Below are 12,394 nucleotides of genomic sequence, written 5' to 3' on the forward strand. Positions count from 1 at the left end.
CTATTCTTGAACGAAGGGAATTCTTTTGCTCTGGGAAGATCCGGCTACATCTTTTTGCTTAAATTTCACCAAAACGACAGTTGAACAATCTTCAGAGCATTTTTTTATATCAAACTTCCCATTCAATTGAGACGTAAGTTGTGAGACCATTGTAAATCCCATTTTATTGAACCTTCCTTCCATATTTTCTTTACCAAATCCAACTCCCCGGTCTCTAACTTCCAAGCTAACTTCCTTTTCAATATTTTTACTCAAGCAAATAGTAACATCACCATACTCCTTATTCGGATAAGCATGTTTATAAACATTATTGAGTAATTCAGCCAGAATAACGGAGAGGGGAATAGCTTGGTTTACACTGAGTATAACTTCATCGACATCAAGATGGTACTGCAACTTCAAATTTCGCTTTTCCTGAATTAAATCAATTTTGCTTACAAACTTCGATATAAACTTATTGAACTGAATACGGTGCAATCCATCTTCATTGTAGAGGTCTTCATGGATCATCGCCATTGACTGAAGACGAATCCTGCTTTTTTCGAGGGATGAAATTTTATTTTGTTGAGCAAGCTCCAAATCAAGCATTCCGGCCATTACAGCAAGGTTATTTTTAACCCGGTGATGAACTTCCCCTATTAACACCTGATTCTCCTTTTCTGTATCCTGTATTTTTTCCCGAAGCATGAAAAGGTCCGTAACGTCATGCTGAATACCCAAAAAATATTCTGCCTCTCCCTTTTCATTTAATAGAGGAGATATACTGAGATTATTATAAAATAACTCCCCGCTTTTTTTATAGTTTCGAAGAACAACTTTACACGGTTTTTTTCCCTTCAACTCAGATCGTAGTGTTACAAGTGCAGCTTGATCTCGGTCTTTACCTTGCAAAAACCGGCAGTTTTTTCCAATTACCTCCTCTCTTGAATATCCTGTCAACTTACAAAAGGCATCATTACAATAAATGAGAGGTTGGTCTGCTTTTTTCATATTTGCAATTACTACACCCTCAAGACTTTGGTCAAAGAATTTTGCCAGAACTCTCACCTTTTCAACCATTTTGCTCAGTTTTTGTTACTCCTAATATCCGTTGAGTTTTATCGACTCAGTGCAAAAAATATTAAGCTATAAATTGTTGATTTTTCAAGGAAGATTAGAAAAGTCAACTAAAAGAGCATCATAGTTTTTATGATTATCTTGATTTGACAAATATTCTACTAATTTAGGATCCATTTAAATTCAACATCCGTATTATATTTCAATGCTGATAAATCAAAATTTCTAAAATGAGACTATTCATCCTGTTGCTTGCAGCATCTATAACTTTCGGCTGCGCCAAAGAAAAAGAACGTCCTAATCATTTGCGCCAGGGTTACCGTATGCTTGATAAAAACCAATTCAAAGAAGCCGAAGACGCATTTCAAAAAGCTTTGGAATATGGCTATGATTACAACAGGGCATACATTGGCTTGAGTCTCGTCAAAACCCGAAGCTTCCCCGAAGACAGTGCTGCATTCTATATACAGAATTTTAAGGATGCCATTCCTATACTGGATAAAGCCATTGAAGCCGATCCTAAAAACCCCTACGGATATGCCCTGAGAGGAGAATCCAAATTATATTCTTATGATTATCAGGGAGCTATCCGGGATTATGAAAAACTGGTTACCATGGCTCCCACCAATCCCGGAAGTTTTTTCTTTTTGGGGAAAGCAAAGTTTGAAAGCGGAGACTTCCAGGGGGCAATAAACACACTATCTTATGCTATTGGCCTCGACTCTGCCTTATCCCAATCATTCTATCTACGTGCTCAGGCTAACGATAGTTTGGGCAACTACAACGAAGCTATTTCTGATTATAACTTCTCAACAAGATTGGATTCGGGCAATACCGATGTCTTTATTAACAGAGGTAAAACCTATCTTCAACTAAATGCGGTGGAAAACGCTTGTTCAAATTTCAGCACCGCAAAACAACTGGGAGCTGAATCAGCAAATCAGCTTTGGCAAGAGCATTGTAAGTAACCTAACCAACCGCTCAATTCTGATAATCTAATTGCAGAAGTGATTGCGAACTGATATACTAATTAAATAGTATAATAAAATTCTTTCCTGATGAAGAAATCTTGTGTCCTGTTTTTACTCTTTATATGGACTGGCGTACAGGCTCAGCCTGATTTTATTTCCCTACAAGAAGAATGGCTTCATACTGTTAAAGCTGGTGAATCAACTTCTGATTTTTATTGGTCTGAGAAAAACCTGATTTATTCTAAAATCAATACTGAAAACACTGAAGCACTTACACAATTTACCCAATCCAAAAAGCTTTCCAGCCTTCAAAAGTATCATCATTTTTCCTCTTTTCGTCATGATGATCTTAGATACGTGACCACAGGTCAGCTTTTAACCGAATCGGATTCGCTGTTGATACTTACCGGGTGGCGGGATGTTGACAGAAGCTGGAAAAAAGAAATTGACATAATACTCACCCAAAAAAGTAATACTACCGAAGTCAGCAAAAAAATTAACCAGATCTTAAATGAAGAACGTCTGGAATGGGTAAAACTAGCAAACAAGCATAACCCGGAAGCTCACATCAAAGCAACTTATACCAAAGACGCCACCTATTTTGGGAATGGCCAAAAATCAGAAGGCTGGCAGGAAATAGCTGAGCGTTATTTCTATATGGAGAACCCCAATTATCAGGTTGACCTTGAAAAGGAACAACTCTGGAAACTTTCTGATGAGCATATACTCGAAATCGGCCGATATTTTACGGGCTCAGAAAGGGTTGGAACTGGTGGAATTTATGTAATCCTTTGGCAGAAACAACATGATGAAAGCTGGCTGATTGAGCTGGACTTTAACTTTTAAGCAGCTTCGGATCTACCTTTCGTGTAGCGTAATTTATGATCCATTGCGTATGTTCATTTTCTGTTGGTTGCCAGTCAGATATTAAAGTTCGGGCGGCAACCGGATTCACTTTAAAGTAATCGGTGATATGGTTTGCAACCGACTTCTTTACAAAATGAATTTCATCTTCCCTCAACAGTGTCAGGACATCAAATACAGGTGATGGATCTTCAATAAACAATTCCAGTTTAGGTGCCCAGGGAAGCTTGGGCCTTAGCCCTTCTGAAGCCAGTCTCCGAAGATGAAAATTACCGGACTTTGCCCAGTTTTTCATCACAACCAATGTTTCCTGAGGATACTTCTCAATAAAGGGCCGAATGGCATATTCACCGGTATTTCTCTTTGTGATTTCCTCAATAGCTTCTATGGATAATTGAAAATGACCTAACCCAAACTTCTCTACAAACTTAGCTACCGGCATCAACCAGTAGTAGTTGGTAAACATCCCGGTTTCCTCAGGATTTTCCGGGCCTAAAATTTGTAGTAAAACCATTACAGCAGTTGAATAATCATTTGGAAGATATTTAAATAACTGGTCAGCTATTAATTCTACCCGCTGCTTTAAAGCTTTATTTTTATAGGATGATCTTACAGCTTCTATGAAATTAGATGCATCAAAATCCACATAGACCATACCAATTTTTTCCGCCAGCATTATGGCTAATTCTTCATCAAAGTAGTCGGTTGGTTTTTTATAACTGCTCATCTCAAATTTCCATTTCGCTGCAATAAAAGCCTTTGGAGCGTAGCAATAACTTGATACCATTTACATCAATGCCACTGGATTCAACCCGGAGCACTTTTTCCCAATTCTCCAAATCAACACTCCACTCTGCGATATCAGGGTGAGTATTCATGGCAACTGAAATTTGCTCCACATCTCTTTTATCTATGAGTGAAGTTCTGAAGACAAAACACGCTATTTCGGAATCAATCTCTTTCATCATTTAATCTGTCACTGATATGAATGTTTCTACCTCGGCATTTTCTCCATCATAGTATTTCTCTCCGTGCACTGTAAAATCAGCTTTATAAGCTCTGTTCAAGTCTTTGTGCTCCCAAATTTCCATCCATGTATTTACTACAGCTTCCGGCATCTTTCCTTTTGAAACAAACTTCTGGTACGTCGCCTTTTCAATAGTTATTCCGACAAAATCTTCAGGAATATTTTCCATTGAACTTACAGGCAGCCCAATAATTACTGTATAAGGACCGGTGAAGTCTGTTTCATATTCTGTATACACTGCATAAATATCTTCACTTACTTTATTCGGAATTTGTTTTTGAATTTCATTGCCCCAGAATTTCCCCCATAACTTTTCTATGGCTTCAATAGCTTGTCCGTTTTCATTAGTCGTTCTTATGGAAATACCGACTACATTAAATTTTTGGATAACCTGATTTTTCATGTGTTCTGTTTTTTGTTGAGATTTTGTCGTGCTAAGTTGCAAAGGCAATAATTGCTTTGCGTATTTTGTGTCTTCAGCGGTTTCTCACCGTTCCCAGAAAAAAGGTGGCTCAATTCCCAGGGAACGCAGATACACATACCCTTGCCCGCGATGGTGAATTTCATTATCAATAAAGTAAAACATATGCCACCAGGTTTGACCTTCCCACTGTCCAAAGGCTACATCTTTTTCCTGGAAACGTCCCTCCGGAATGGAAGACCATATTTTATTGATTTGTTCAGTACTCCAGTCCCACAACTTTAGTAGCTCTTCTTTTGTGTTTACTTCCAAAGAAATATCATCGCCTGAGAAGTCTCCAAATTCTTCCCATTTCCCGGATGCTATACCACTAATTCCGGGCGATGCCATTTTAATCATCTCTAAAGCAAGTTCTGAAAACGGGCGCATCCCGCCTATTGAATGAGTAAACAGCTTGTCATCTGGAAAAGCTTCAATTACACGGCGGGTAAGACTTCGGTGCCCCTGCCAGTGCTCTAATAATTGATCCGGAGTTATAATGAGTGAAGTTGAGTTGTCTTTTGTCATGATTTTGTACTTGGTTAACGTATTGTGAGCCAATGTACAAGCCGCTACTGACAACCCTATGTCAATGCAATAAAAATAATCTGAAAAAATTTTCTAAGCTTGCGCTCTTTGCGCCTTCGTGGTTGTTACAAATATTACGAGCTATAGTGCTCATACAATTCCCCTGCCAGTTCTTTCATTCTTTTTTTAGCAGAATCTGGTTTTAAAACTCTTGCCCCGTTACCCCACACAAGCACCCAGCGACAAAGGTATTCGGGGTGAGAAGTCAAAAAAGTCATTTCCAGTCCATTTTCAACCCGCTTCTCCCATGCCCATCCATAGTGATATTTCGAATCGCCAATATACCGAACCATCTCATCCTCAAACCAAACTGTTACTTCTTTAAGTTCTTTTTCTTCATTTAAATTACGTTCATGAAATTCTTTCAATGTATGCTCCGGCGGCTCCTCAAGGTATTTCCCTGTTGGTTTATACTGAAGAAAACGGTCCAACCGAAACATGCGATAATCTTCTCTCAGGCAACACCAGGCTGCCAGATACCAATGATTTCCCATGAGCAACAACCCCAGCGGTTCTACCTTGCGAGTAGACTTTTTCTTCTTATGAGGAGAGGAATAGATTATCTCGATTATTTCCTTTTTGAAGATGGCATTTTGAAGAGCTACAAAAATCTGATTATCAGGCTGCGGCTGGTTTTTATTTTGATTGTGAAAAGCCTGTATGTGAGCATCCAGAGTCTCAAAATATTCTTTTTCATCAGGTGGCAGAATAGCACGTATTTTATCCAGAGCAGATAAGTAAGATTTCCCTAAATCCGTTGTATTCCACTTTTGCATCAACCGTTCTCCGGCTAATAACGAAGCGGCCTCATTACGATCGAACATTACCGGTGGCAGATGAAATCCACGAACGATGTAATATCCGCTGCCTGGTTCAGAACCGATTGGCACTCCTGCTTCTTGCAGTGCAACTAAATCACGATACACCGTACGCTCACTAATATCATACCGCTCCGAAAGTTCTTCAACAGTCACTTTTTTTCTTCCCTGCAGAAAAATAATAATGGCGGTAAGTCGATCAATACGGTTCATGAATTAAAAGCTAAATGCTTGGTACACAAATATATATAGAGATAATGATTGTGACTTATTCTTTTTTTTCTAACATTCAATCGGGTACAAATTTAACGAAAATCTAACCTTGCAAATGAAACATATCATCTATCCTGGGATAATAATATTCTGGCTGCTTTTTACATCTTTATTGGCAGCACAGGTGCCTACCCAAACTATACGTGGAGGAGTTACTGACGCTTCTTCCGGGGCTCCCATGGCGGGCGTGAGTATTATGTTGTTAGATTCTGAACCAGTCAAAGGAACTACAACCGATGCAAATGGAAGTTTTAGCTTACAGAAAGTTCCTTTAGGACGACAAACCCTGCGTTTTTCATTCATAGGATATGAGACCCATTTTGTAAGTGACATTATGGTGAGTTCATCCCGCGAAGTGGTATTGAATATCACTATGCGCGAATCGGTTACGGAAATGGAAGAAGTAGTTGTAAACCCGGGTATCATCAAAAACCAGCCTATTAATTCCATGGCTGTTTCCAGTGCCCGGCAATTGAGCATGGAAGAAGCCTCGCGTTATGCCGGAGGGTTTGATGATCCGGCACGTCTGGCTGCTTCATTTGCAGGCGTGGCAGGTAATTTAAGTGATAATGCCTTAGTGATTCGGGGCAACGCCCCTAAAGGAATGCTTTGGCAGATGGAAGGCGTAGAAATTCCAACACCCAGTCATTTTGCTAATATCACCGTGATTGGAGGGGGAGGCATTACAGCCCTAAGCAGTCATCTTGTAGCCAATTCGGATTTTTATACCGGTGCTTTTCCTGCGGAATATGGCAATGCTCTCTCCGGAGTATTTGACCTAAACCTGCGTAACGGTAATAACCAACAATATGAACATACGGTTGAGGCAGGAATTATTGGGATTGATGTCGCCTCAGAAGGACCGATTGCCGGAGATGCTTCCTATCTCTTCAATTATCGCTTATCTACTTTCTCCCTCATTGCCCCTTTGTTACCTGATGGTGCCGATCTTATCAGATATCAGAATCTATCTTATAAGTTTAATATCCCAACAAAAGAAGCCGGTACCTTTAGTTTTTGGGGGATTGGCGGAAATGATTATTCCGGTGGGCCGCCAGAAGATAATCCCGAAGATTGGACCTATAATTATGATCGGGAAGACGTAGAAAGTCCTACTAGATTTGGTGCAGCAGGGTTTAAACACCGAATTTTATTCGGGGACCGAGCATATCTTACTACCTCATTGGTTGGCTCCGGCAGTGGTTTTGATTGGAATTTGGATCGATATACCGAAGATGGATTAACACTATATCCGCGCGAGTATATACGCAATCGGGCATGGAAGCTGACAGCAAAATCAGTGCTAAATACCAAAGTTAATGGCGGCCACACAAACCGTACAGGAGCATCGGTAAACCGTGTGGGGTATAGTCAGGAATCTCGCTTTTCGGACAACCCTCAGACACCTCTGCGACTTATTTTAGATGAAAGCGGACACAGCTATCTGCACCAGGGCTTTAGTCAGTCCCGATTCAATTTTGGAAAATTTTTGGTCACCGGAGGATTCCATATTCAGCATTTTGAATTGACAAATGCCAGCTCACTGGAACCACGCATGGCCATTCAGTTTAGACCAAACGAAAACAGTTTTAGCTTATCTTATGGCCGTCATTCCCAAGTAGAGCCTCTGACAATATATTTTGCCCATCCCAATAATCGCATGTTAGGTTTGACCAAAGCCGATCATTTTGTGGCAGGTTACAGTCGGTCGTTTAGCGAAAAGATATTCCTGAATCTGGAGCTTTACTACCAGCGATTAACGGATGTGCCCGTAATTCCTGATTCCAGCTTTTCGACGCTCAACATGGAAGAAGATTGGTTTCTCGAAGAGCGTATGGAAAACGACGGTGCCGGTGAAAATTTCGGAGTAGACCTCACGATTGAGCGCTATCTCTCGGATGGTTGGTACGGCCTTTTTACCGGGTCGCTGTTTGAATCAACGTACCGGGGAGGAGACAATGTATGGCGAAGCACCCGCTTTGACCGTGGCTATATTATTACCTTGTTAGGAGGAAGGGAATGGGAATTCAGAGACCCCGACCGTATTCGCTATTTTAGCATTAACGCCCGGTTAAATATGATGGGAGGCAAGCGGATTTCCCCGGTAGATGAAGCCCGAACTTTCAACGAAAGGGAAGTTTTTTATGATGAAACCCGAGCCTACATAAATCAAGAGCCCAATATTTTATATGGAGATTTGACACTGGAGTATCGAAAAAATCTCAGGAATATTGCCAAGGTTTGGTCGCTGCAGATCATAAATTTGACGGGCTATCAGGAGTTTTATGGATATGTGTTCAACCTGAAGAGGGACCGGATTGAAGAAGATCGCGAAATGGTGTTAGTACCAAACCTAAGCTATAAAATCGAGTTCTGAGGAAACATCTTAAGCTGAAGCTTTTAAAAAAAATGGAGGGCGCTATTTCCAATAAATCAGCAGGCTTTATCAGCACCAAGATGTACAATAAAGGGAACAATTTCTGTCACATCCGATTGGAATATATAAATACAACAAAATCGGAGAGTATATGTTACGATGGACAATCACATTTTTAGTTATTGCGATAATCGCTGGTATTTTGGGTTTTGGAGGTATTGCCGGAGCTGCAGCTGGTATCGCTGAAATTTGTTTTTACGTATTTATTGTGCTATTTCTAGTCTCATTGGTTTTTGGAAAACGCCCCAAAGTATAGCACACAACCTGCATGCCGGAACCCACTTCCTATTACAAACAGTTATTAGAGCAGAGCCTTGGCACCCCATTTACCGCGGGCAATAAAGTAGACATCCTTAAAAACGGGAATGAAATTTTCCCAGCTATGCTGGAGGCAATTAACAACGCCAGAGAGAGAATAGAGTTCTTAACTTTTGTTTATTGGACTGGAAATATTGCCTACGACTTTGCTAAAGCACTTTCAAGAAAAGCCGAGGAAGGCCTGGAAGTTTTTGTGATCCTCGATAGTTTTGGTGCCGCAAAAATGCCCCGGGAAATATCACTGCTGATGGAACGCAGTGGAGTCAATATAAAATGGTTTCGGCCTATGCCACAGTGGAAGCTGTGGAAGATTGACAACCGGACTCACCGAAAAGTATTGATTTGTGACGGTGAAGTTGCCTTCACAGGTGGCGTTGGTATAGCCGAAGAATGGGAAGGCGATGCCCGAAATGAAAGGGAATGGCGTGATACCCATTTCCGTATTCAGGGTCCTGCTGTATTTGGACTTCAGGCTGCTTTTATGGAAAATTGGATCGAAACCGGGCAAAAGCTGAAATTTGATCATAGCATAAAAGGAAACAGCCTGCCTGATAGTAATACCCACATCCAGGTTATTCGAACCGCTGCTTCCGTTCGTTGGAGCGATATTGTAATGCTGTATCAGGCGCTAATAAAAATGGCCAAGGAGAGTATCCGCATCACCACAGCTTACTTCAACCCCAATCCGGTGATGATTGAATTACTGAAAGAAGCTGCTCAACGCGGGGTGGAAGTTCAAATTATGGTTCCCGGAAAGAATATTGACAAACATGTCGCGCGCATGGCAGGTGACGGTAGCTTTGAACCACTTTTAGACTCTGATGTGAAGCTTTGGTACTACCAAAAAACCATGCTCCACGCCAAAATCATTACCGTTGATGACCAACTGAGCTGTGTAGGCTCCGCTAATTTTAATCATCGTTCCATGCTTAAAGACGATGAGGTTAACGTCGTGATTCTGGATAAAGAAATAACCGGCACGCTAAACGATCACTTTGAAGAAGATTTGCTCCATTGTGAACAAGTAGAAAAAGACCGTTGGAAAAAACGAAGTCTTCTCAAGCGAGCGCTGGAAAAAATCACCTGGATTATTAACAGACAGATTTAGCTTTCTGTATCACTCACTCCGCAGGCTTTTAACCGGATTTTCCGTGGCTGCTTTATAGGACTGAATACTAACCGTAATCCCGGCAATCAGCATAGAAATAACCATTGCGGCCAGGAAGGGGACAATATCCAGATCGATGCGATAGCGGAAGTTGGCCAGCCATTCTTTTAATAAATACCATGCAACTGGCAAGCTGATGATATTTGAAAGCAGAATCCATTTCAGGAAATCTTTACTTAGCAATATTCCGATTCCAGTTGTAGTGGAACCAAGCACCTTTCTGATTCCGATCTCTTTTCTTCGTTGTTGAACGGTAAACACCGACAGAATAAACAGCCCGATAGCTGCTATAGAAATAGCCAGAATTGAAAAGTGACGTATCATCTGTGAAAGAGTTTGCTCGGTACTGTACTGCTGAGCAAAAGAATCGTCAAGGAAATTATACTCAAAAGAGCGATTGGGTAAGAATTTACTCCATACTTCTTCTACTTCCGTCAGAGTTCTGCTCATATTTTGTGCGTCCATTTTCAATGATACAGTCGGTAAAGCCTCACCGTAAAACATGATCAGAGGCTCCACCTCATGGCGTACCGTAGCAAAGTGAAAGTCCTCCACCACGCCTACTATATTCAGAACCGTTGGATTATCGCTGTTAGCTCCAAACGTCAGGGTTTTGTCGGTTCCTGTTTCCCAGCCCAGCATCCTTAAAAAAGCCTGGTTCACCAAAACTGAATTGCCCGAATCAGCATATTGAGTTGAAAAGTTGCGGCCTTCAGCAATACCGATTCCCATCGTTGGGATGTAATTATCGTTAATGTTTGTCACACTGGAGATAATGTTTTCCTCTGACGAAATGCCTTCTGGCGTAACTCCTGACCGCCCATATTGAGATCCGATTTGCTGAACTGAAGCCCCAACTGATTTAACACCGGGAATTTTGGCAAGTTCATCATAAAAAGTGACTGCATTATCCGGGTTTTGAAACTGCCCCGCACTTAACGTTACAATCTGGTCACGATCATACCCTAAATCAGCGTTAAAAATGAAATTCATCTGCTGAAATACAACAATGGTTCCAGCCAGCAAAGCAATAGAAATCATAAACTGCAGAACTACCAGGGAATGTCTCAAAAAGGACCCTTTGGAACTGCTTGAAAATGCACCTTTTAAAACCGTGGTCGGCTTGAATGACGACAGTACTGCAGCGGGATATAATCCGGATAGCATCCCGATAAGCAAAATGCCTGCTATAGATGCACCGATAAACTCCGGAGTCAGCAGCCAGCTGATATCCGCATATCTCGAATACATATCATTTAGTACAGGAAGCATCGCATAAACCAACGCGACTGACATCACAAAGGCCAGCAGTACCAGGAAGATTGATTCAATCAAATGCTGGGCAATAAGCTGACTTCGCACTCCGCCAACCACTTTTCTCAATCCAATTTCTTTTGCCCGGGAAGTTGAACGGGCTGTCACCAAATTCACATAATTAAAGCAGGCAAGAATCAACACCATCAAAGCAATAGCCATCATGATATACACATTACTGATATCGCTTTTCCGGTTATTTACATCAAAAAGAATTTCCGATGAATTCAGGTGAACATCTGAAAGTGGAATGATGGTCGGGAAAAACATTTCGTATCCGCCGTTATCGGTAGCAATTTGCATGAGCCGGTCTGCAAACTGTTCGGTATCTCTCGGCCGGTCAAAAAGCACATAGGTTTGAACGGAGATCGAATTCCAGGATTCCAGAAACTGAGAAAACCCCTGCTGTCCTTCACCCGCTACCATTGCCTGCAGAACTTCGAACTGAAAGTGTGAGCTGGGAGGGACATCTTCCATTACTCCAACCACTTCCAGCAAGTTTCCCTGCTGGTTTTCAATAGTCTCTCCAATAATGTCTTCCCTTCCAAATACCCGATCTGCAAAGCTTTGTGTTACTACCACCGTACCGGGACGGGTAAGTACATCTTCATATGAACCCCGAATCAGTTCAAAATCAAAAATTTTAAAAAATGAGTTTTCCGTGAGATAAGAAGTTTCAACCAGGTAATTCTCGTTATTATACCTTATTGAGTTCTGTCCCTGATTGCTGATTCTCACCGTCTCAACAATCTCCGGTAAATTTTCTTCCAGCGCCGGTCCCAAAGCAGGATAAGAGACGCCTACACGTTGTGAAGAAACACCGCGAGCTTTGTCAATCGTTACCACACGGCCAATACGCTCATAGTTAGAATTGAATTTATTGAAGCTTAAATCTTCCCACACATAGAGTCCAAGAATGATGAACGCTGAAATCCCCAAAACCAAACCAAGTAAATTTACCCCGGTATATCCCTTATGCTTGATCAGGTTTCTCCACGAGGTCAGAATATAATTTTTAAACATGAGCACACCTTTTTTGATGAAGGATGAAGGTAATATTCCGATGCTTTACGCATCAAATAATATCAGGTTACCCGAAA

12 protein-coding genes are annotated in these 12,394 nt (G+C 41.2%); 5 read left to right on the top strand and 7 right to left on the bottom strand.

Annotated features, from left to right (window positions below):
• Window positions 1-1,059, bottom strand: coding sequence for a PAS domain-containing protein (locus tag RIB15_RS04310; protein WP_350200921.1), 1,059 nt, complete (start codon window positions 1,057-1,059; stop codon window positions 1-3).
• Window positions 1,060-1,286: 227 nt separating this feature from the next.
• Between RIB15_RS04310 and RIB15_RS04315 the strand changes: the two genes are divergently transcribed.
• Together RIB15_RS04315 and RIB15_RS04320 are read left to right on the top strand one after the other, a co-directional pair.
• A complete protein-coding gene (locus RIB15_RS04315) occupies window positions 1,287-2,024 on the top strand; it encodes a tetratricopeptide repeat protein (RefSeq protein WP_350200922.1) in 738 nt (245 codons plus the stop codon).
• 90 nt (window positions 2,025-2,114) lie between these two features.
• The gene (locus RIB15_RS04320; RefSeq protein ID WP_350200923.1) at window positions 2,115-2,873 is read left to right on the top strand and encodes a YybH family protein; all 759 of its coding nucleotides are present in this window, start codon (window positions 2,115-2,117) and stop codon (window positions 2,871-2,873) included.
• Here RIB15_RS04320 and RIB15_RS04325 read toward each other — a convergent pair.
• From RIB15_RS04325 to RIB15_RS04345, 5 genes are all read right to left on the bottom strand, one after another.
• The gene (locus RIB15_RS04325) at window positions 2,863-3,618 is read right to left on the bottom strand and encodes a DNA alkylation repair protein (RefSeq protein ID WP_350200924.1); all 756 of its coding nucleotides are present in this window, start codon (window positions 3,616-3,618) and stop codon (window positions 2,863-2,865) included. The genes RIB15_RS04320 and RIB15_RS04325 overlap by 11 nt on opposite strands.
• A gap of 1 nt (window position 3,619) precedes the next feature.
• A complete protein-coding gene (locus tag RIB15_RS04330; protein ID WP_350200925.1) occupies window positions 3,620-3,856 on the bottom strand; it encodes a hypothetical protein in 237 nt (78 codons plus the stop codon).
• Between the two features lie 3 nt (window positions 3,857-3,859).
• Window positions 3,860-4,321: a GyrI-like domain-containing protein gene (locus RIB15_RS04335; protein WP_350200926.1), complete on the bottom strand. Its 462-nt coding sequence runs from the start codon at window positions 4,319-4,321 to the stop codon at window positions 3,860-3,862.
• An 84-nt stretch (window positions 4,322-4,405) separates the two neighbouring features.
• Window positions 4,406-4,906 carry a DinB family protein gene (locus tag RIB15_RS04340; RefSeq protein WP_350200927.1) on the bottom strand — a complete coding sequence of 167 codons (501 nt, stop codon included), beginning with the start codon at window positions 4,904-4,906 and terminating at the stop codon, window positions 4,406-4,408.
• A 134-nt stretch (window positions 4,907-5,040) separates the two neighbouring features.
• Complete coding sequence (locus tag RIB15_RS04345) at window positions 5,041-5,997, bottom strand: helix-turn-helix transcriptional regulator (RefSeq protein WP_350200928.1); 957 nt, start codon at window positions 5,995-5,997, stop codon at window positions 5,041-5,043.
• 115 nt (window positions 5,998-6,112) lie between these two features.
• On the opposite strand from RIB15_RS04345, the gene RIB15_RS04350 reads away from it, so the two are divergent.
• From RIB15_RS04350 to RIB15_RS04360, 3 genes are all read left to right on the top strand, one after another.
• A complete protein-coding gene (locus tag RIB15_RS04350) occupies window positions 6,113-8,434 on the top strand; it encodes a TonB-dependent receptor (protein ID WP_350200929.1) in 2,322 nt (773 codons plus the stop codon).
• 151 nt (window positions 8,435-8,585) lie between these two features.
• Window positions 8,586-8,750: a DUF1328 domain-containing protein gene (locus RIB15_RS04355; protein ID WP_350200930.1), complete on the top strand. Its 165-nt coding sequence runs from the start codon at window positions 8,586-8,588 to the stop codon at window positions 8,748-8,750.
• A gap of 12 nt (window positions 8,751-8,762) precedes the next feature.
• Window positions 8,763-9,920 carry a phospholipase D-like domain-containing protein gene (locus RIB15_RS04360; RefSeq protein ID WP_350200931.1) on the top strand — a complete coding sequence of 386 codons (1,158 nt, stop codon included), beginning with the start codon at window positions 8,763-8,765 and terminating at the stop codon, window positions 9,918-9,920.
• Window positions 9,921-9,929: 9 nt separating this feature from the next.
• On the opposite strand, the gene RIB15_RS04365 is transcribed toward RIB15_RS04360, so the two are convergent.
• A complete protein-coding gene (locus RIB15_RS04365; protein ID WP_350200932.1) occupies window positions 9,930-12,317 on the bottom strand; it encodes an ABC transporter permease in 2,388 nt (795 codons plus the stop codon).
• Window positions 12,318-12,394 lie beyond the last annotated feature (77 nt).

The sequence above is a fragment of the Gracilimonas sp. genome, from assembly GCF_040218225.1.
Lineage (GTDB): Bacteria > Bacteroidota > Rhodothermia > Balneolales > Balneolaceae > Gracilimonas.